Origin of the sequence: Vagococcus fluvialis bH819 (assembly GCF_900163795.1) — a bacterium.
Classification (GTDB): Bacteria; Bacillota; Bacilli; order Lactobacillales; family Vagococcaceae; genus Vagococcus; species Vagococcus fluvialis_A.
Window position 1 is genome coordinate 260,097 of the sequence record NZ_FWFD01000009.1, and the last position, 21,900, is coordinate 281,996.

Consider the following 21,900-nt stretch of genomic DNA (forward strand, 5'->3'; position numbering starts at 1 on the left):
GTTCCGACTCAAAAAAGCTATCAACTCACAAAATGTGTCTGATAGCTCTTGTTATTTTTTATATCATACTTTCAGGTCTAACCCAATTGTTAAATTCTTTTTCTGTAGCATATTCTAATTGCAATACGGCTTCTTTTAATGAGAGCTTATTTTTATGAGCATATTTAGCAACTTCAGCACATTTTTCATAGCCAATATAAGGGCTAAGTGCCGTTACTAACATTAACGAACGGTTAACACCTTCCGCCATTGCCTCTTTTTTTGCTTCTAATCCGCTTAAACAATGAAGTCTAAATGAAGTCATGCCATCTACTAATAGCGTAACACTTTCTAAAAAATTATTAATGATAACTGGTTTAAATACATTTAACTCAAAATTACCTTGACTACTAGCAACTTGAATCGTTGTGTCATTCCCCATAATCTGACAAGCTATCATCGTTAAACTTTCAGCTTGAGTTGGATTAACTTTCCCCGGCATAATCGAGCTACCTGGTTCATTTTCTGGGATATTAATTTCACCCAGCCCAGCTCTTGGTCCACTAGCTAACCAGCGGATATCATTAGCTATTTTCATCAAGTCACTCGCTAAGGCTCTTAAAGCACCATGAGTAAATGACATACCCGAATGACTCGTCAAACCATAAAATTTATTTTTTTCTGTTTCAAAAGGAAACTTAGTATGACTCGTAATTTCTTTAGCCATCTTCACATCAAAATCTTTAGGAGCATTCAATCCAGTTCCCACAGCAGTGCCGCCAATCGCTAGAAAATGTAAGGACTCACTACTTATTTTAATAAATTGTTTTGATTTTTCAATCATGGTTTTCCAACCACTAATTTCTTGTCCAAAAGTCAGCGGTGTTGCATCTTGTAAGTGTGTTCTACCAATTTTTATAATATTTTTGTTAATGTCCTCTAATTCAGCTAATAGTTTAATCCAATTATCTAATTCTTTAAATAACGGCTGTAATTCTAACGATGCGCCAATATGCATTGCTGTTGGAAAAGTATCGTTAGAACTTTGAGACATGTTGACATCGTCATTGGGATGAATAGGAATTCCTTTTTCTTGGCATAAGTGAGCAATAACTTCATTTGCATTCATGTTGCTTTGAGTGCCACTTCCTGTTTGATACACTTTGAGTGGAAATTCTTCATCCCATTTTCCAGCTAAAATCTCATCACACACTAGAACGATCATTTCTGATTTTTCTTGTGATAATTTCCCTAAATTATGATTAACTATTGCTGCGGCACGTTTTATTTCAATTAAACCATAGACTACAGAAATCGGAATTATATCAGTTCCAATTTTAAAATTTTCTAAGCTGCGCTGTGTCTGCGCACCCCATTTATGATTCATTGAAACCTTTACTTCTCCTAATGAATCTTTCTCAATTCGAAATGACACATCACATTCCTCCTGTATTTTTTGCAACTCCTGTTTCTTGGGCTGCTTTTGCTACGGCATTTGCTACTGCTTCCACCACTCGTTTATCAAATGGATCAGGGATAACGTACTCGTTAGATAGCTCTTCTTCAGTGATTAATCCAGCAATCGCATAGGCTGCTGCTTTCTTCATTTCTTCATTAATTTCACTGGCACGAACAGATAATGCACCTTTAAAAATACCAGGAAATGCTAGTACATTATTAATTTGATTAGGAAAATCTGATCTGCCAGTTCCCATCACTTTAACACCTGCTTCAATAGCTTCCTCATACATGATTTCAGGAACTGGATTAGCCATCGCAAAAACAATTGGGTCTTTACCCATGGTTTTAACCATCTCTTTTGTTAAAATACCAGGAACAGATACACCAATAAAAATATCTGCCCCTTTAATAGCATCAACTAAATTACCTTTAATTCTTCTTGGGTTTGTTGTGTGGGCTAAATCAATTTTGTGAGTTTCTGTTAAGTTGTCACTTTCAAGATCTAAAATTCCAAACTGATCACATGCAATAATGTCAGTAGCACCTAAAACTTGTAAAAGTTTGATAATCGCTGTTCCTGCAGCACCAGGCCCATTTAGAACAATTTTCGTCTCTTCTATTTTCTTATCAACTATCTTTAAACTATTAATAATACCAGAAACAACAACAATGGCCGTTCCATGTTGATCATCATGAAAAACTGGAATATCAACTCTTTTTTTCAGTTTCTGTTCAACTTCAAAACATCGTGGCGCTGAAATATCTTCTAAATTAATTCCACCAAAACTATATTGAAGTGCTGAAATAATCTCAACTAATTTGTCTGGATTGGTTTCATTTAAAACGAGTGGATAAGAATCAATATCAGCAAATTCTTTAAATAAAATAGCTTTTCCTTCCATGACTGGCATAGCCGCTCTTGGGCCTATATCTCCTAAACCTAAGACAGCTGTACCATCAGAAATAACTGCTACTAGATTGCCTCTCGATGTGTATTTATAACTATCTTCTGGATTTTCAGCAATTTTTTTACAAGGTTCAGCCACACCCGGTGTATAAGCTAAAGCTAATTCTTCATTTGTTTTTACACTTAATTTACTTTTTATTGCTAGTTTTCCATGATTTTCTTCATGCACCTTTAATGCTTGTTCCTTTAAATTCATTTAAAGTTCAACCTTCTTCCCAACTATTTAACTAAAGAAACTTTCTTTTCTTTCATCTCAATCTGAATCCCTTGAGATTCTGCGACTTCTCTAATCGTTTTTCCTGTTGTCAGACTAACCTTAGCAATATCTGCAGCTTTTGTGTAACCAATTGTTTCAGAAAGAACCGTTGCTAAGTAGGTACTTCTTTCTAAATTGTCTTTACATCTTGCCTCATTTGCCTCAATTCCCGATACACAATGATCCACAAATGTCGAAATCCCATTAGTTAAGACTTGGAAGGATTCTAATAATTTGTAAAAAACAACTGGCTCAAAGGCATTTAACTCTAATTGACCAGCCTCTGCAGCTGACCCAATAATTGCATTATTTCCCATAACAACAAAAGAACACTGAGTAACAACTTCCGGAATGACTGGATTTATTTTTCCTGGCATGATAGAAGAGCCATTTTGCCTTGCTGGAATAGTAATCTCACCGATACCAGAATTAGGTCCTGATGATAATAGTCGAATATCATTTGCAATTTTTGATAAACTGATGGCAATTGATTTTAATACATCCGAAAGAATGACATACTGCTCAATATTTTGTGTACCATCGACTAAGTCATCAGAAGTTACTAATACTTCATCCGTAATCGTGTTTAGATAAGGAACAACTGTTTCTGATAATTCAGGATGAGCTGTAATTCCGGTTCCAATAGCAGTTCCACCTAAATTAATTGTCTCCATTTCAGATTTCACATGTTCTAAACGTTTCATGTTTCGCTTAGTTACCGTATAATAGGCATGAAATTCTTGTCCTAAAGTAATCGGAACAGCATCACTTAACTGAGTTCTACCTAATTTCAGAATATCTTTAAATTCATTTGATTTTTCTTCAAATACGTCTTTTAATCTCTCTAATTCAACCATTAAAGCTGGAATTTTTTTTAACATAGTTAATTTTCCTGCCGTTGGATAAACATCGTTAGTTGATTGACCTTTATTAACATCATCATTGGGATGAATCACTGAAAAATCGCCTTTTACACCACCTAAAAGTTCAATAGCACGATTAGTGATAACTTCATTAACATTCATATTGCTACTGGTACCAGCACCACCTTGTATCGGATCAACTATAAATTGATCATGTAATTTTCCTGAGATAATCTCATCACTTGCTTGAACAATTGCTTTTGTTTTTAAGTCAGGTAACAAACCTAACTTATGATTAGCAAGGGCTGCAGCTTTTTTTACTTGTGCCAAACTAATGATAAAATCTTGATCCAATGTTTGGTTTGTAATTGGAAAATTAATTTTTGCGCGTAAAGAATGAACACCATAATAACTATCTACAGGTACTTCCAGTTCCCCAACACTATCTCTTTCTGTCCGATACATCATGTTAATTATCCCCTTTATATTTTTAGTTTATTCTGTCATAAACTGACGTAATTCATGATGTGATAAACGTGCATTTAATCCTACTAGCATGCGCAATCTAGCTTTAGGACCAGTTAATCCTTTGACAAACATAACACCTAATTTTCTTAACGGGATACCGCCACCTTCGTAGTCATAAATGTCTTGAGCAATTCCGTTAGAACATCTCGATACTAAAGCAACTGGTATTCCTTCAGCAATCATTTCTTCTAGGCTTTTAATAACTTTCGGAGGTAAGTTTCCAGCTCCCAAAGCTTCCACAACCACACCGTCAACTTTTGCTTCTCTTAAAACATCAAATAACATAGCATCCATTCCCGCATAAGCTTTTAGTAAAATAACTTTCCCTGAAACATCTGTAATCGTTAATGAATGGTGTTCTACCACTTCTTTTAGAAAAATCACCTGACTTTTAGAAATAATTCCAATAGGTCCAAATGTTGGTGTTCTGAAGGTATCAACGCTTGTTGTATGTGTTTTAGTTACAAAACGGCCAGCATGAATTTCGTCATTCATCACAACTAAGACACCTTGATCTTTTGATTTGTCATCCGAAGCAGTAATAATAGCCTGAACATAATTGTATAAACCATCTGCTCCCAGTTCATTGCTTGATCTCATCGCTCCTGTCAAAACAACAGCGATTTCTTTTTTAAATGAAATATCAAGAAAATATGCTGTCTCTTCTAAAGTGTCTGTGCCATGTGTAATCACAACACCATCAAAATTCTCTTTTTGTGCTTTTTCAATACGATTTTTTAAAATCAGCATCTCTTTTGGCGTAATATGTGGTGAAGGTAGATTAAACGTTTCCTCCACAACAACCTTGATATTTTGTGGTAGTAAATCCATGGTTTCTTGTAGCGGATGATGATTAGATAAACTGACAGCACCATCTTTTTCTTGCGTCATTGAAATGGTTCCACCTGTGTGTAATACCAATACTTTTTTCATTAATTGCGCACCTCTTTAACGTTTTCACACTTTAATCATAGAATGTTCCCTCATGATTGTCGTGCCTTTTTTTGTTCTCTCTATGGTTTAATTTTTCTTATTTATAATGTTTTTTTTATGAAGGTCAAAATTAAGCCCTCTTTTTTTTACTTCTTGTTTAATCACCCGTAATTCGATTTAAGATCAATAAATAGCAAGCATTGATTTCTAATACTGATCTTTCTTCTAAGCAACCATTTTTCACTTCAATTTTACGCATTTGAAAGTCAGGAACAACCGATTGAAGTAAATATTCTTGGATATCCGTATCCATTTCTATTGTTCCACCAGCTTTCAGCCACTGATTATAAATCCCACCATGATTACTATCTAGTAAAAATTTTTTAACCAAATAATGACCATTTTTTAATTCACTAAAATTAAAAACAGCTTCTTTTCTTGATGTTTTCCAGAGATTTTCATACGCTGTATCTGCTGGATCAAGATAGTAATAATTGTAAAATAAAAGATAGTAAGAATTGAATCGTTTCGTAACAATATATCGATCCGTTTCAATAATCACTTGATCTCCTACACGTTCAAATAAAGTTAGTACAAAAAATAAAGGCCTTCGTAACGGTCCGTGCAGAAAAATTGATAAATTAGAGTCCTGATTATTAATATCTTGACAAAGTTCACTTTCTAAATTCAACCAGAAGCCAACACCCTTCACTCGTGTAGAGAGCTGAACCAAAGATTTCATAACTATTCCTGACCTAAAAAAAGTGCCACTTAAAACATGACCATCACTTGCAATAATATTCCATTCTGTCACCAAAACATCTGGAACAAAAGAAGTTTGTGTTTCGGTATTTAACCACTCTAATAATTGATCTAACTTATCAATAAATTCTAAATGATCAGACTCTTCCCTCGTCTTTTTGAAAGCATAATCCCGGTAAATAAAAGAAATAAAATTAGGGAGTTGCTCTTCCTCTGTCATCCATATATAAGCTTCTTTAAAGAAATCATGTTTTTTGTAAGAATGAGTAATGCCAAAAAAGCCAGTTGTAAAATTATTATTTAAAAAATGGTAAGAATAATTATAAAATTTTTTATAGTCTTCAAAATTTACATCTTCTGTTATTTTTAATTCTAAGTACCATCCGGATTTAAAACTCGCTTCAAAATGAACATAACCTTGAATAACACGTTTTAAATAAGCTAATTCTTTTTTAAAGGATTGGATTGTCATCTCTTTTGTTACCTCTAAAACAATAATAGGTTTCAATCGCATTTCATTAATAAAACCGAATAGACGATGATTATTAACATGCTTATCCATAATGACATAATGTTTTTTATCTGTTTCATCGCACAGTCCTGAAAAACGAATATATTCAAAAGGAATTTTTTCTTGAATCTGTCTGATTTGATGCCTAACATCTTCCGAAATACCGTTTTCGGCTAAACCAATATTAATAATTTTTTCTGGTTTTTTTAACACTTTACATTTTTCATTATTTATTTTTAATTGATAGTGTTCTGGTAAATCAACGCTTTCTTTTTGAATATTTTGATTTAACATGAACTGTGCGATTAATTGAAGCATTTCTACTTTGGGAAATATCTCATAATCTTCTTTAACAGTTATCTCTAGTTTAGAATCTTCTTGCTTAGCAACCTCTTGTTTTCGATAAAAATTCGGCGTCATGCCGTATTTCTTTTTAAATAATTTTGAAAATCTTTTCCCAGTAGAAAAACCATTATTTAGAGCAATCGATAGAATAGGTAATCTCGAACTTCTCAACTCCTCTACAGCATGGTTTAATCTAATATAATCCACATAATCTGTAAAATTTACTCCTGTTTCTTCTTTAAATAACCGAGATAAATAAGCTTCAGATAAATATTCTTTTTGTGCTATTTCTTGAAGTGTAATTTTTTGTTGATAATATTCTTCAACGTATTTAATCACAGACAACACTTTAGGATGCTCAGTTATTAAATGCAGTTTTTTTTCTTTTGAAGATTGTTCAGTTAGAACTATTTTATTTAATTGTTCTAAAAATGATAGTAAGTAATTCATACTAGTAAATGGATGATTTTCTGCTGTAATATCAGAACTATCTAATATCAAGCGAAACATTTTTTCAGTTAATTCTTGTTTCTCTTCTTCATTAACAAATTCTAAAAGTTCATCATTGAAAAAAGGACGCCAGTCTTGTCCAATAATTTTTTCAATTTCCGAAAAATAAAAAGTTAGATGTAAAATAGCATTATACTGTGTGATTTGCTCAATCATTAATTTTTCAGAGCTATTATTTAATATATAATTTCCTTCTTTTAAAATAAACGGTTTTTGATTTTTTTTATAACAGGTATATTCACCATGAATGACGTAAAACAAACTAAATGAATGACGATTATTTTCATTAATTAAAATAGAATTAATTTTTAGTAGGTCAGCTACTATTCCTTGATGATTCCCCATTCTAACCCCTCTTTATCTACTTTATTTTTTCTATTCCTAGTATAACGTTTTATTAAAATTACGCAAAATTCTTTTTAAGTTGATAGAGTTGACCGCTTTCATTTTAAATGATACACTCCAATTACATTAGAATATGCAGGGGAGGTCGTGTGACGACCTGAGAGTAAGCTAAAGTTTAGACCCTTTGAACCTGTCGGTTAGAACCGTCGTAGGGAGTAATTACGAATACATAACATGTATTTTCGACAAGGTGAGTTATACTTCCTTGTCTTTTTTTATGTAAAAAAATTGAAAGAGGTGAAAAAAATGAATAAAAAATGGGTCTATCCTATTTTTAGTTTCTCGGTCATTATTGGTTTTTGGGAGATACTCGGAAGACTATTAAAAGTCCCTTTATATATTCTTCCTCTTCCTTCTCAAATTATCCAATCCTTAATAAATGAACGTGTTATTTTATTTAAACATGCTGTTGTTACAATGGAAGAAGCTATTATTGGGCTTTTACTATCAGCTATTTTCGCTTTTTTTATTGCTATCTTGATGGATCGTTTTAATAAAGTGAGGTTGATGTTTCTACCTCACTTAGTTATTTCACAGACAATTCCTGTACTCGTTCTAGGGCCAATATTCTCCATTTGGTTTGGCTTTGGCCTAACACCTAAGATTCTTATTGTCATTCTAATGTGCTTTTTCCCAATTGTTGTTGCTTTTACAGATGCCTTAAAAAATAGTAATCAGGAAAAAATAAATCTATTGAAAACATACGGTGCGAGTAATCGACAAATTTATAAAATGGTTAAAATTCCTGAAGCAATGCCAGCCTTTTTTTCTGGTCTAAAAATATCGGCCACTTATTGTATGGGAGGAGCCATTGTTGGTGAATGGCTTAGCGCATCTTCTGGACTTGGTTATTATATGATTCGTGCTAAAAATGGCTATCTTTTAGATAAAGTTTTTGCGACGGTTGTCGTTATCATGTGCTTGAGTTTATTGTTAAACTATCTTGTTTTAAGCATCGAAAAAATATTGATAAAAAAAAGGATGATTTCAAATGTATAAATCTAATAAAAAAGCAATTATTATTCTATTAACTTTCTTCTTATTTCTGGTTGGCGCCTGTAGTTCTGAAACTAAAAAAGAAGGTACAACAACTAAAAATTTAAAAAAAGTAACCCTGATATTGGATTATTTACCAAATACAAATCATACAGGTATCTATGTTGCGAATGAAAAAGGTTACTATAAGGATCAAGGGATTGATCTAGAAATTATTGAACCTGGTGAGAACAATACCAGTTTAGCTTTACTCGGTGCTGGTAAGGCTGAGTTTGCTTTAAGTTATCAAGAGGACCTTACCTATGCTCAATCCTCTAACTCACCGATACCTGTTAAGGCAATTGCTACGGTATTAGAACATAACACTTCTGGGTTTGTTAGTTTAAAATCTGAAAATATAAAATCACCTAAAGACTTTGAAGGTAGAGTTTACGCTGGTTGGCAATCACCTAGCGAAGAAGCTATGTTAAAAGCCGTTATGAAAAATGACAATGCAGATTATTCAAAATTAACAACTGTTGGCAATTCCGGTATTGGCGCTAGTGATTTAGGCAAGAATGTTGATATAAAATGGTTCTTTGAAGGATGGGATTTAACCAAAGCTAAAATGGATAAGTATGACCTAAACTACTTACCGTTAAGAGACTTAGATCCACGACTGGATTATTATACACCTATTATTGTTACGAGAGATGAAACGATTGAAAAAGATAGCAAATTAGTTCAATCATTTATAGACGCCACTAAAAAAGGCTATCAATTTGCCATCAAAGAACCAAAAGAAAGTGCTAAAATACTCCACCAAGCAACACCAGATCAAGATTTAGACTTTTTAGAAAAATCGCAAGAATTTTTATCGAAGAACTATACCTCAAACTCCGAAAACTGGGGAGTCATGACAGAAAAAGTTTGGACAAATTATACTGATTTCATGTTTGAAAACAAGTTAATTGATCAAAAAATCACCTCAAGTAAATTATTTACTAATCAATTTATTACAAAGGATGACTAATTATGAAACAAATTGTTTGTAAAAATTTAGGTCTAACTTATAAAAATGAATGGGTCTTTAAAGACCTTAACTTCCAGATTAAACAAAACGAATTCATTACTATTCTTGGACCTAGTGGTTGTGGTAAATCTAGTTTATTAAATATTTTAGCCGGAACTTTATCTGCAACTCTTGGTGAAGTTTTTATTGATGACAAACAAATCATCGGACTTAATCATTATTTTTCTTATATGCCCCAAGACGATCTATTGTTTAACTCAAAAACCGTGCAAGAAAATATTTCTTTGTATCAAAAAATTCATCACCTTCCTATTGATAACCAAAAAAATGAACAGCTATTAAAAAAATTTGGTTTATTTACTGTTAAAAATAGTTATCCGGATGAACTGTCTGGTGGAATGAAACAACGCGTTGCTTTTTTAAGAACAGTTCTTGTCGATCGAGATATCTTGTTGCTTGATGAACCTTTTGGTGCTTTAGATATTTTTACTCGTCAAACATTACAAGATTGGTTAAAAACAATCGCAAACAGCTTAAATAAAACGATTATTTTGGTCACTCATGACATTGATGAAGCCATCTACCTATCCGATAGAATCCTTATTATGGGACAAACGCCTAGTCAAATTATTTCTGAAATTAATTTAACTGAAGAAGAACAAACAAGAAGCTGGCTTGCTCATCAAGGTGATTTAAGAGAAACAATTTATCAAACCATTAAAAATAAACAGATCATGGCTAGTGATCATGATTGATGCTCATTGTCATCTTGATTCTAAAGGAATCCTACTAAATCTATTAATCCAAGAAAAAATTCCAGCGACAATCAATTGTCAAAATGAAAACGAGTGGTATCATCATTCTATAGCGATAAAAGATCACTCATTCTTAGATTTAAGTGCTGGCATTCATCCCTGGGATAGTGACTTTCTTGATATCGACACATTCTTCCCAATGCTAAATAAAACAGAAATCATTGGTGAGATTGGTATGGATAATACCTGGACTACTATTCCCTTAGAAATTCAAGAACAAGTATTTGTCCAACAATTAGAAATTGCTTATAAACTTCGTAAACCTGTCATTCTTCATACAAAAGGACAAGAATTAGAGATTGCAGAAATCATTCAAGATTATCCAAATAGTTACTTAGTTCATTGGTACTCTTCCGATTCTCACTTAGATAGATATATTGCTTTAGATTGTTATTTTACCATCGGACCTTCGATTATAAATGATCCTGTTATTCAAAATATAGCCACAAAAGTACCATTAGATAGATTACTTTTTGAGTCTGATGGTTTAAGTGCTTTAAGTTGGGCTCATCAGCTAGAAGAAGATAAACTTGATTATGTTACTATCCAAGAAAAAAACCTTCAATTTTTAGCTAATTTAAAAAAAATAACCTACCTAGAGTTAAAGTATACCCTCCGAGTAAACTATGAACGATGGTTACAATGTCGAAGGGAGAATATGTAATGACTGTTGTTTTTGATTTAGATGGTACGACAATTTTTAAAGGTAAAAAAATGTCGAAAGATATTGAACAAGCCATCGCAAAACTAAGTAAACAAAGAAAAATAATTTTCGCTTCTGCAAGACCCATTAGAGACATGTTGCCTGTTTTACCACCTTCTTTTCATGATTTTACGTTAATTGGTGGTAATGGGGCTTTTATAAAAAATAAAGGTCTAATCACAGCAACCTCATTTTCAGAAAAAGAAACCACTATTATTCTTAAACTAATCGAAATTAATCAATTAGACTATATGGTTGATAGTAGTTGGGATTATTCTTTTAGAGGAGACTCCAATCATCCACTATTTTTAGGTGTTGATCCCCTAAAAACAGCTAAAAATAAAGAACTGTCTTCATTGTATCCAATTATTAAAGCAGTTCTTTTTACAACTGAGCCACAAATTATTCAGCAACTAAAAAAACTACAAATTACTATTTATCTTCATGGTTCGGAACAATTAATTGATCTTTCTCCAAAAGAAATATCAAAGTGGACAGCTTTTAAGTCATTGTATTTTAATGAACCTTTCATTATGTTCGGAAATGATGCTAATGACCTTCCTATGTTTGAACACGCATCAAAAAGTTATATTATTGGGAACACAATAGAAAATACCTTTAAAGGGATATCTATTACAGAAGAATCTGTAGCTAGAACGATTACTTCACTCTGTTACTAAACACACAATTTTAAGAACCTAAAACAGAGAAAATGTTTCTGTTTCAGGTTCTTATTTTTATCTTTTACAAATCGAAGACTTCTCGCTTCTTAAAAAAGAACTACGAACTTTTAGTATTTGATCAATGCGTTCTTCCGCTAAATGATCTGCTGCCTCTACTGTTGAAATATTTTGTTCTTTTGCAATTCTAAAAACATGTCCCATCTGATCATAAATTGCCTTTATTTTTAATAGTGCTCTCTCTTCATTATAACCACTTAACTCATCAGCTACATTAATAACACCACCGCTATTTACAATAAAATCTGGTGCATATAATATATTTTTATCTTCTAGCATTTTACTATGTTTTAAGCCTTCTGCTAACTGATTATTTGCAGAACCGCATACTGCCTTGACTTTTAACTTAGGGATCGTCTCGTCATTTAAAACCGCTCCTAACGCACAGGGAGCGAAAATATCCGCTTCTACTTCATAGATGTCATTGATTCCTACACTTACTGCATCAAAATCATCAACCGCTCGTTTAACAGCATCTTGATTAATATCTGTGACAATCAGCTGACCACCATCTTCGTGAATTAATCGACACAATTCATAAGCAACATTTCCAACACCTTGAACAGATATTTTTTTACCCTTAAGTGAATCTGAACCAAAAACCTCTTTAGCTGTTCTTTTCATTGAATAATAAATTCCTAAGGCTGTTTTAGGACTAGGGTTACCTGATGCCCCTGCACGTGCTGTACTGCCAGTCACATAATCAGTCTCTAGGTACATATCATTCATATCTTGCTCTGTTGTCCCTACATCTTCAGCAATAATATACCGACCATTCAAACTTTCTACGTAACGCCCCATCGCACGAAACAAAGCTTCACTTTTATCTGTTTTAGGATCTCCTATAATAACTGATTTTCCACCACCAATATTAAGACCTGCTGCTGCATTTTTATATGTCATTCCTTTAGATAATCTTAAAACATCTCTTAAGGCTTCTTCTTCTGTTTCATAAGGCCACATTCGACAGCCTCCAAGAGCCGGTCCTAATGTTGTATCATGAATAGCAATAATTCCCTTTAAACCTGATTCTTTGTCTTGGCAAAAAACCACCTGTTCATAGTCGTAAAATTCCATTTCTTCAAATAAATTCATAATGTATTCCTCCTTATCAGCTTAAATAAAGAAAGCGCTTACTTTCACAAATTAAGCTTATCACATAAATCGAGTTAGGAGCAATTTATATTTAATTAATCTCGCAATTTCTTATTTTAATCTAATAAAAACGCCATGTAAATATCATAGCGTTTTTGTTAATTTTTTTCGTAGTAGTATTAAACAGACTAATAAAATCCCAAAAATAATTGTGAAAATATAAAAAGGGAAATATAGGTTAGATGTTCCTCCAAAGTATGTCATTCCCTGCATGACAAGTGGTGCTGTTAGAACACCAAAATTACACCCTAAAAAAATAAAGGAAGTTAGAAATCTCGTTGGCATTCCACTTGCAATTCTTTCGATATGATTAAAAATAAAAGGCAATACCCAAGCGACTGGAATACTTGAAATAAGTAAGCCAATGACTAAGAGTAAAAATGATTGATATGACAATGCAATAAATAAATTAGCAACTAAATTAATAAACACTGCCAAATATAAAATTCGATACTTCAACGTTGATGCCAACTTTTGAAATAAGAAGCCAGCAATAATCCCTAAAACTGGCATTAAAGCTAGATAATTACTTGGGTTGTAGCCTGGTCCTTTTAAATCTATCGCCAAAGTCGGGAATCTTACAGCAATAGCAATACTGTTCATTACCATGATTGAAGCAAAGAAAAAAGTTAAAAGGGGTAATGCTTTAATTTTTACTTTTTTTTCAGATACAACTTTATCTATTTTTACATCTGGTACAAAAAAATAAAATAATATGCCCACAGGAATGGCAAATAAATAGACTAGAAAAGAAAATTGCCAACCAAAACCTAATAAAATTCCTGCTACAAAAGTTAAGATCATTTGCCCGATACTTTCCATAGAATTTCTAATACCTAATAGCGTCATTCGTTGTTTACCTACAAACAATTCATTAATATAGTTGACAGCCGATGACACATACATACCCAATCCAGCCCCTAACATTAAACGACTAACTAAAATTAGTTTATAACTATCTGGAGTAAAAGCTGGTAATACACCGCCAACGGCAACTAATATTAAGCCTATTAAGACTGTTTTTTTCATTCCTATTTTATTAATAATTCTCGTTGATAATAACAAAAAAGTAACGACTGTTAAACTTGGTATAGTGCTGAGTAATTCACTTTGTGTTTGATTTAAAGATAGATGTTCTTTAATGTAAGGCAACGTTGCATTAACGGACATTCCGCTGGTTAAAAGTAATGATATTCCTGATACTGCAAAAGGTGTTACTTTATTTATTTTTTGATTCATATTATCCAACTTTCTGAATCTACCTCAATTTGTTTTGTTGTTCATAAGCTTGAAAAACATGTGTTGCTAATACATACGTCGTTACGGTGCCCACACCACCCGGAACAGGTGTTACACTAGCCGCTTTCTCTAAAACGTTTTCAAAATCAACATCTCCAACAAGACGCCCTTTGTCATTAACATTTATTCCAACATCAATTACAACAGCATCTTTTTTTACATGTTCCTCATTTATTAAGTGTATAACTCCTGTGGCTACAATTAAAACATCTGCACGAGAACTTTCTGCTTTTAAATCTTTTGTATATTCATTACATACGGTTACTGTACTACCTGCCTCTAGTAGCAGTAATGTTAATGGTCGACCAATAACCATTCCAAAACCGATCATGACAATTGATTTTCCTTTTAATTCTATCCCTTCATAAGAGACAATATTCAAAACTGCTTCTGCTGTACACGGTAGAAATCCTTTAGGACCTTCTTGATAAATTTTTTCCATATTAATCATACCAATACAATCGACATCTTTCAAAGGATCAATGGTTTGAATAACGTGCTCTAATGATAAATGTTTCGGTAATGGTTTTAACAAAAGAATACTATGAACACTTTCATCTAAATTTATTCGATCAAAAGCCTGGTCAAAATCTTTCTGTATAATATTTTGATCATAAACATAAGAAATACATTCAATTCCCATTGGCACCAACTTATTAACAACTGAACGTTCATAGGAAATTTCACTCGGATGGTTACCAACTCTAATAACTGCTAGCCTTGGTTTGATTTCTGTAGAGACTTTTTTATAGTTATTTAAAATTAAACTTTGTGCAACATCTTGACCTTTAATAATATTACCCACGCTGTCACATCCCTTTATTTTTATTATCTCAATCATAAATAATATAAGCCTTTTTTTCAATCTACTTGCACAATTTCTCATCAAAAAAAACAGAATATATTAATATTTTTTTAAATATCCTTTTTTTAGAAAGTAATTTCTATAAACACTCGTGTCTTTTTAATGGATATGTTACACTAAATTTTGACCGAAAGGGAGTGTCAAAAAGTTATGTTACATAAATTTAAATTTATCGATTTTAAAATTCTAATTCCATATATTATTTTGAATATTACTGGTATCATTATGATTTTTAGCGCAAGTTCCTATAATTTAGACCAACGAGGAAAAAGCTCTATATCTATCGCTTCAAAACAATCGTTTTTTTTGGTTATTTCCATCCTTCTGATTATTTTAATTTATCGAACCAAATTAAGCCTGTATCAAACAGCTATTTTTCATAAAATATTAATTGGTACTTCTGCCTTAATCTTAATTTCCACTTCTGTTCTAGGATTAGGGAACACAGTTGGTGGTGCTCAAAGGTGGATAAATATTGGGCCTATTACGATTCAACCTTCTGAATTCATCATGGTGACCATTATTTTATACGCATCCTACATTTTTTCCAGAAAACAAAATCAAATTAATTCTCACTTTAAAGAAACGGTTCTTGCACCAAGTGTTATTATCGGTATCTTAATTTTACTTGTTTTTACACAACCAAATGTTGGTGGGGCAACTATCTTAACCTTAATTTATTTAATCATTTTGATGGCAAGCGGGATTCCATATCCTTATATGGTAGGTGGATTCAGTATTACACTTATCTTTAGTTTTATCATGACCCAACTTGTTCTTTTCAAGGATGGTTGGTTAATTCCAAACCGCTATCATCATGTTTATGATCGCTTTTCAGTTGTTAAAAATCCTTTTGAAGATCAACTTGATAATGGATTTCAGTTAGTTAATTCTTACTTTGCTATTTTTAATGGTGGTTGGTTTGGCTTAGGTCTGGGGAAGAGTATTCAAAAAAAAGGATTCTTACCTGTCGCGGAAACAGACTTTATTTTTTCTGTTACTATTGAAGAACTTGGTCTTATTCTCTCAATGATTATTCTAGGCATCTTACTTTTCTTAATTTTGAGAATTTTTGCTATTGGGATTAAAGCACAATCCTCTTTCAATTCACTTGTTTGTATCGGAGTTGGTTCTGCCATTTTAATTCAAGTATTTATCAATCTAGGTGGTATCTTAAGCCTAATCCCAATGACTGGTGTTCCTTTTCCTTTTATGAGTTATGGTGGATCCAACCTCTTGACTCTTTCAGTTATGATTGGTTTTATTTTGAATATTAGTGCTGATGAGAAACGAAGAAGAGTTTACGAGATGGCACTTCAATTAGTATAAAGAACTCGATTTTTGAGTTCTTTTTTATTTTTAAATCTTTTCTCTTGCTATGAGACGCGTTTCATAGATTATTGTTTACTTACATCAAACAATAAAGGAGAATTTTTATGAATGAAATGTATGGATTGGTTGAAATTGAAAATAGGAACACACTTGCTTTTTACTTTGTTACAATTGATATTGTAGAAAATGATATTGTCTTAAGTGATCGTTCAAATGGGAAAAAACCTTTAAACTTAAGTATACCTTTAAATGATATAACAAAATTCAAAACACAAACGATTTTTGCTACAGAGGAAATTTCATTTTACTATCAAGGGCTTCAATATAAATTTGTTGAATATGGAAATCACACCATCAAATATTTTGGTAAACTATTAGATGAAAGATTAAATTTGTTAGCTTGCTAATGGGAGGTTCACATGAGTATCAGAAAAATTGCAAAACTTGCTGGTGTATCAACTAGCACTGTTTCTCGAGTTATCAATCAACATCCTTACGTTAAAGAAGATAAACGTCAACGTGTGCTAGATGTGATGGCAGAAATTGATTATGTCCCTAATCAAAATGCTATTAATCTTAGTAATGGAAAAAATAATGTCATCGGATTAGTCGTTCCTTATATTAGAAATTCTTGTTATGATCAATTAGTTGAAAGTGTTCTTGAAGAGGCCACAAAACAACATCAAAAAGTAATGATATTGCCCACATATTTTGATCAAGATCTAGAAAAAACGTACTATACTTTACTTCGTGATAAAACAGTAGATGGCATAATCGTTACTTCAAAGACACAAGATGACACTTTTTTATCTGAGCTAAGCCAATACGGCCCAATCGTGACGACAGAAAAGACGAAGTTTAGTAGTGTGCCTTCTGTCTATCCAGATCGTGTCGCCATGTTTCACCTTGCTTTTAAATATTTATCTCAGTTAACTCAATATAATGATATTTTCGTTACAGTTCACCGTCCAAAATCTGAAAGCTATAGTACCGAGCGAAAAATGGCTATTTTTTCTGAGTATTTCCCAGAAAAAAAAGAAGGGGATGCTTTTCTTGATGGTTTAACTAATTTTGAAGATGGTTACAAATTAGGAAAACAATTATTTAATCAATTTAAAGAACCTTTTATTCTTTATGGCAATGGTGATGAGGTTACTGCTGGTATTTTTAAAGCTAGTTTAGAAACGAATTATAAGATGAATCGAGATTTTTATTTAATCAGCGAAGATAATCAGCTATTTAGTGAAATATTTTCGATAGATAGTCTTGATTTCCACTTAAAAGAAGTCGGTAAAAAAGCTGTTCATCATTTACTTAATCATGAGACAACAAATCAAAAGATTATCGGACATTTTGAAAAAAGACAAAAGAACGGCTGAAAATTAAATTCCACCCGTTCTTTTTAGTATTGAAACAATTTTATTTTAAAAATAGGGACATATCAACTATTTGGATTAAGCTTTTCTTAAATTTTTTTATTTTCAATTTTTCCTTTAAAATTTATATACTCTGTTTTAGGTGTGATAAAGACCACTTGCCCCTCTTTAAAATAGACGTTTGGCTTATCATCTTCGTAGACCCATACTTTTACTTCTGTCCCCATATCAACAGCAATGGATAGATCTTTGGCCGAAAAAGCAAAGGCCTTTGCTTGTGATTCTGTTAATTTATCCAATTGAAATTCTTCAGTAATTAAATCGAACTCTTTTCCTGATAACATCTCTGAAATAATTTTTGAATCATCTAAAATAACGCTTGGCTCTCCTAACAGCGCCTTCACTTCATCTTCCGAATAGTGCTCATAATCTGGAACACACGCTACTATTCTATCCCCATCAGACTCATAACGCACTTCTTCATCGTCAGTAGGATTAGGAGTAAAAATATTTAGGTTAATATCTTTTTTAGCTACCTCACTTTTTAAAGCTTCTTTTGAATTATCCTCACGCTCACCTAACAAATCATCCAAGCTATCCGCTTGTGATAAAACTTGATCAAATAATTCATCCACTGCTAGAATATCAAGTTTATCTGGTTGTTTAATAGTAACTTTTTTATCCTTATTTTTGTATTCCAAATTGATTGTCATTTTTTTGAATCCAGCTTCAATTGCTTTATTATCCTTAATTTCCATAATAATTTCCATTTTTTGCTGTTTCGTTTTTAAGTTCACATGATGTTTGATGGCAAAACGATTAAATTCATTTTCATACATATCAATTAAGTCATAGACCTCTTTTTTATTGTCATCTGTTTCAGATTTCTTTATCAATTCAATTAAATCTTTTTTTTCAAGTGATAAAGTAACTTCATCTTCTTTTTGCTGAAAATTTTCAGACTCTAAAGTTGATAACCATAAGGCAAGATTTTGATTAAACTTTTTTGGAGACTCTAGGAAAGGTTCCATATTTTCTGTCATCTCTTTTTTAGCCGTATCAGAAATAGTGCTTGTATAATCAATATATTTTCCTTCAAATTGTTTTTTATCGATTTTCATTCCCATAATATGTTCATCAAACATCGAGTTTAGCATGTCGATAACACTAAAATATGAATTAGTACTCATATAAATTTCATTATTTTTGCCTATATTCCCGACTAGTTCTATAGGTATTTCAGTTCCTAAAATTTTCGTTTTTGAATCTATTTCAAATTGGCATTTTTTATTTTTTATATTACTTTGTAAGTTTCCTTTTATAGAAAAATCTTTAATTTGAGTTTCCGTTATTTTGATAATTGGATTCGGTGTTCTGCTACCAGACATATCAACTAATTCCAAATCTGATATTTTTAAATTAAAATCATAATTAAATTCATTTCCTTCACTACTAGTTTTAATGAATTTAACAAATTTATTTTTAGAAGAACTGCTACAACCAACTAATAATAGACATGTCCATATAATAACGATTGGCCAACCTAATCTCTTTTTCATTGTATTTCCTCCTAATGATTAACTAATAGTTATTCCCTAAGAAGCTACTTACCATTTTTTTATTTTCATAATAATTATCTGAATTAAGCTCTAAATTCCATTTTTTGTCTTTTTTTATCATGGTTACTTTAGTATCTTGTAAATGATTCACTTGACCTTCTTTTAACGCTTTTTCAAAATTATTAACTAAATATTCACTTTCTTTTTCCATATCAAAATCACCTGTTTTATCATAGTACTCCTCTTTAATTTTTGATGCTGCTGACGTAATAGACTGGTCGTTGATTCCTGATATTTTAGCATCAATAATTGCGACATCACTTAATCTCGTTTCCAAATCAGTCTCAACTTTAAATTTTGAAGCTTGCTCTCTATAAAATTGTTCATATGCTTTACTAATTTTTTCATCACTTGTGTTAGATGAGAAAATCATACCTTTCATTGCTTTTGAAAATTCTTTTTTTAGAATTTCTTGATCTTTCTCTTTATCGTTACTCACTAATTTTTTGTAATTTTCATTTTCTTTATTTAGAAACACTACATCAAGATATGCTTCAAAAGCTTTAACAGGCTCGTCTAATGTTTTTTTAGAGTCTTCCATTTTCTTTAAATCTAATGGTACTTCAATTTCTTCTAATTCTTTACCAGATTTTTCATCAAAACCATGGCTAGAAAAATTCAAGACGTATTCTTTTCCCTCTTCTATTTCAAAGAAAATTTTTCCACTTAAACTTTTATCAGGAGACAAATCCCCATTAATAATACTTTTATAGATATCAAGTGATCCCATATCCGATCCCATCATTTCTTTTGCTGAGATTTTTTCATCTTTACCTTTTTCAATTAAATAAAAAGAATCTTCTGCTACATAAAATTTTGACTTTGAGTTATTTTTCACATTAACATTTAATTCAATACTTTCTTTTCCTTTATCACTTGGAAGCTTAATGTAATTTCCTTCTTTGACTTCAACATTTGCGACATCGCTTTTTGAAGTTTTTGTCGAACCTGACTCGTCCTTTTTTTTGTCACCACATCCAACTAAAATCATCCCTAAGACTACTGGTACCACCAACATTTTAAATTTTTTCATTTTAATTTTCCTCCATTTTTTTAATCTTAATAACAGTTCACATTATTTAGTTACTTATTGATGTCCATACAATCAATTGAATTAGAATAGTTTTCTAACACTTTATTATCATTTAAATAATAAATGTATCTCCTTCTTATTTGTTTGATCAATAAAACACTAGTTAAACGTATCATTGAGAGCTGTAAGTGTCAATTTAAAAACAAAAAAAACTAATATTTTTTATTAATAAATAATAGATACATAACCCCCTAATAATCCATCACTTTTTATTAATTTGATCATTTATAAAAAAATATAAAAATTAATTTTTTCTTAAGATTATCGCTTACTCATTATTCCCATAGGATATAATTAACTTATTAGGTTTTTATCTATTAGGAGGAAAAAATAATGGCTTACAATAACAAACCCTATTCTTTAAATATCGAGATAAAAGAAAATAATTACAATATCATGTACGATACCAACGAGACTATTTCTTTTAGTTATCCTAATGATCCACGTATTTTTACGGGAACTATTCTAAAAAAATACACTCATAGTTGTTTAATCGATATAACTTCAAATCCTGATTTAAGTTATTATGAAAAACAGACATATAAAGGTAAAATTGTTATTTCTTACAAAAGTATTCTTTAATTGCAAAAAAAGACTCCCAATCATTTTGATTGTAGAGTCTTTCATAATTATTTCAATAATTTAGCAGCTGCTTCATCCACAATAACTATCACATCAGAATGATTTTGCAATGCACTACCTGGAACATTTTCTGTCACAGGTCCTTGTAAACTATTAAAAATAGCTTCTGCTTTTTTAGTACCATAAGCAAGTAAGATAATTTTCTTAGATTGCATAATTGATTTAATTCCCATAGAGTAGGCATGTGTTGGCACATCTTCTTTTTTAGCAAAATTACGGCTGTTCGCAGCAATTGTTGATTCAGTTAATTTTACTTTACTCGTTGTTCCTTCAAATGAAGACCCTGGCTCATTAAAACCAATATGAGCATTTTCACCAATCCCTAAAATTTGGATATCAATTGGATTTTCTGCTATTACTCGATCATAACGTTCACATTCTTTTTTTGCATCTGTTACTGTGCCGTCTGGTAAATAATTAGTTTTAAAAGGTTTTGCCTCAAATAAATGTTTCTTCATAAAATAATGATAGCTTTGATCGTTATCAGATACTAAACCAACATACTCATCCAAATTTACTGAATTCATCTCAGTGAAATCTAAATCACTTGCTACGATTTCCTGATATAACGTTTCTGGAGTACTACCTGTTGCTAATCCAAAGGTTTTTACATTTCCAGTCATCATTTCATTCTTAATGATATCAAAAGCAACTTTTCCACCTTCAGCTTCATTCTTTACAGTTATTATTTTCATAAGGATACCCTCCGTATTTTTGGTATAGTCCAATTATA

The 21,900-nt window shown here is 31.6% G+C and carries 20 protein-coding genes and 1 riboswitch; of the genes, 9 read left to right on the forward strand and 11 right to left on the reverse strand.

What is annotated here, in order from left to right; genetic code table 11:
* Positions 1-58 precede the first annotated feature (58 nt).
* From fumC to FM121_RS07560, 5 genes are all read right to left on the reverse strand, one after another.
* Positions 59-1,414, reverse strand: a complete 1,356-nt coding sequence (gene fumC, locus FM121_RS07540) for a class II fumarate hydratase (RefSeq protein ID WP_086951559.1) — start codon at positions 1,412-1,414, stop codon at positions 59-61.
* A gap of 1 nt (position 1,415) precedes the next feature.
* Positions 1,416-2,603 (reverse strand): NAD(P)-dependent malic enzyme, encoded by a 1,188-nt coding sequence (locus tag FM121_RS07545; RefSeq protein ID WP_086951560.1) that lies wholly within the window; start codon positions 2,601-2,603, stop codon positions 1,416-1,418.
* Between the two features lie 23 nt (positions 2,604-2,626).
* Positions 2,627-3,994: an aspartate ammonia-lyase gene (locus tag FM121_RS07550; protein WP_086951561.1), complete on the reverse strand. Its 1,368-nt coding sequence runs from the start codon at positions 3,992-3,994 to the stop codon at positions 2,627-2,629.
* A gap of 27 nt (positions 3,995-4,021) precedes the next feature.
* Complete coding sequence (locus tag FM121_RS07555) at positions 4,022-4,987, reverse strand: asparaginase (RefSeq protein ID WP_086951562.1); 966 nt, start codon at positions 4,985-4,987, stop codon at positions 4,022-4,024.
* A 157-nt stretch (positions 4,988-5,144) separates the two neighbouring features.
* Positions 5,145-7,460 carry an AraC family transcriptional regulator gene (locus FM121_RS07560; protein WP_086951563.1) on the reverse strand — a complete coding sequence of 772 codons (2,316 nt, stop codon included), beginning with the start codon at positions 7,458-7,460 and terminating at the stop codon, positions 5,145-5,147.
* A gap of 127 nt (positions 7,461-7,587) precedes the next feature.
* Positions 7,588-7,692: riboswitch (TPP riboswitch) on the forward strand.
* A gap of 74 nt (positions 7,693-7,766) precedes the next feature.
* On the opposite strand from FM121_RS07560, the gene FM121_RS07565 reads away from it, so the two are divergent.
* The 5 genes from FM121_RS07565 to FM121_RS07585 are packed head-to-tail and all read left to right on the forward strand — an operon-like array spanning position 7,767 to position 11,726.
* Positions 7,767-8,519 carry an ABC transporter permease gene (locus FM121_RS07565; RefSeq protein ID WP_086951564.1) on the forward strand — a complete coding sequence of 251 codons (753 nt, stop codon included), beginning with the start codon at positions 7,767-7,769 and terminating at the stop codon, positions 8,517-8,519.
* Positions 8,512-9,528, forward strand: coding sequence for an ABC transporter substrate-binding protein (locus FM121_RS07570; protein WP_086951565.1), 1,017 nt, complete (start codon positions 8,512-8,514; stop codon positions 9,526-9,528). Before FM121_RS07565 ends, FM121_RS07570 begins: the two co-directional genes overlap by 8 nt.
* 2 nt (positions 9,529-9,530) lie before the next feature.
* Entirely contained in the window at positions 9,531-10,283 is a 753-nt protein-coding gene (locus FM121_RS07575) for an ABC transporter ATP-binding protein (RefSeq protein ID WP_086951566.1), read from the forward strand.
* Positions 10,276-11,007: a TatD family hydrolase gene (locus tag FM121_RS07580; protein ID WP_086951567.1), complete on the forward strand. Its 732-nt coding sequence runs from the start codon at positions 10,276-10,278 to the stop codon at positions 11,005-11,007. The genes FM121_RS07575 and FM121_RS07580 overlap by 8 nt, the downstream gene beginning before the upstream one ends.
* Positions 11,007-11,726, forward strand: coding sequence for an HAD-IIB family hydrolase (locus tag FM121_RS07585; protein WP_179203819.1), 720 nt, complete (start codon positions 11,007-11,009; stop codon positions 11,724-11,726). The genes FM121_RS07580 and FM121_RS07585 overlap by 1 nt, the downstream gene beginning before the upstream one ends.
* Before the next feature lie 57 nt (positions 11,727-11,783).
* Here the strand turns inward: FM121_RS07585 and FM121_RS07590 are convergent, their stop codons facing one another.
* From FM121_RS07590 to FM121_RS07600, 3 genes are all read right to left on the reverse strand, one after another.
* A complete protein-coding gene (locus tag FM121_RS07590; RefSeq protein WP_086951569.1) occupies positions 11,784-12,881 on the reverse strand; it encodes a Glu/Leu/Phe/Val dehydrogenase dimerization domain-containing protein in 1,098 nt (365 codons plus the stop codon).
* A 144-nt stretch (positions 12,882-13,025) separates the two neighbouring features.
* A complete protein-coding gene (locus FM121_RS07595; protein WP_086951570.1) occupies positions 13,026-14,180 on the reverse strand; it encodes an MFS transporter in 1,155 nt (384 codons plus the stop codon).
* Between the two features lie 19 nt (positions 14,181-14,199).
* Positions 14,200-15,045 (reverse strand): bifunctional 5,10-methylenetetrahydrofolate dehydrogenase/5,10-methenyltetrahydrofolate cyclohydrolase, encoded by an 846-nt coding sequence (locus tag FM121_RS07600; RefSeq protein WP_179203820.1) that lies wholly within the window; start codon positions 15,043-15,045, stop codon positions 14,200-14,202.
* A 210-nt stretch (positions 15,046-15,255) separates the two neighbouring features.
* On the opposite strand from FM121_RS07600, the gene FM121_RS07605 reads away from it, so the two are divergent.
* The 3 genes from FM121_RS07605 (at position 15,256) to FM121_RS07615 (ending at position 17,816) form a co-directional block, all read left to right on the forward strand.
* On the forward strand, positions 15,256-16,434 hold the full coding sequence (locus tag FM121_RS07605) for an FtsW/RodA/SpoVE family cell cycle protein (RefSeq protein WP_086951572.1): 1,179 nt from the start codon (positions 15,256-15,258) through the stop codon (positions 16,432-16,434).
* Between the two features lie 107 nt (positions 16,435-16,541).
* Entirely contained in the window at positions 16,542-16,844 is a 303-nt protein-coding gene (locus tag FM121_RS07610; RefSeq protein WP_086951573.1) for a hypothetical protein, read from the forward strand.
* Positions 16,845-16,856: 12 nt separating this feature from the next.
* Complete coding sequence (locus FM121_RS07615; protein WP_086951574.1) at positions 16,857-17,816, forward strand: LacI family DNA-binding transcriptional regulator; 960 nt, start codon at positions 16,857-16,859, stop codon at positions 17,814-17,816.
* Between the two features lie 86 nt (positions 17,817-17,902).
* Here the strand turns inward: FM121_RS07615 and FM121_RS07620 are convergent, their stop codons facing one another.
* Entirely contained in the window at positions 17,903-19,372 is a 1,470-nt protein-coding gene (locus FM121_RS07620) for a DUF4947 domain-containing protein (protein ID WP_086951575.1), read from the reverse strand.
* A 22-nt stretch (positions 19,373-19,394) separates the two neighbouring features.
* Positions 19,395-20,465 (reverse strand): DUF5105 domain-containing protein, encoded by a 1,071-nt coding sequence (locus FM121_RS07625; RefSeq protein ID WP_086951576.1) that lies wholly within the window; start codon positions 20,463-20,465, stop codon positions 19,395-19,397.
* A 393-nt stretch (positions 20,466-20,858) separates the two neighbouring features.
* On the opposite strand from FM121_RS07625, the gene FM121_RS07630 reads away from it, so the two are divergent.
* Positions 20,859-21,107, forward strand: a complete 249-nt coding sequence (locus tag FM121_RS07630) for a hypothetical protein (protein ID WP_086951577.1) — start codon at positions 20,859-20,861, stop codon at positions 21,105-21,107.
* Between the two features lie 47 nt (positions 21,108-21,154).
* Here the strand turns inward: FM121_RS07630 and FM121_RS07635 are convergent, their stop codons facing one another.
* On the reverse strand, positions 21,155-21,862 hold the full coding sequence (locus FM121_RS07635) for a glucosamine-6-phosphate deaminase (RefSeq protein WP_086951578.1): 708 nt from the start codon (positions 21,860-21,862) through the stop codon (positions 21,155-21,157).
* Positions 21,863-21,900 lie beyond the last annotated feature (38 nt).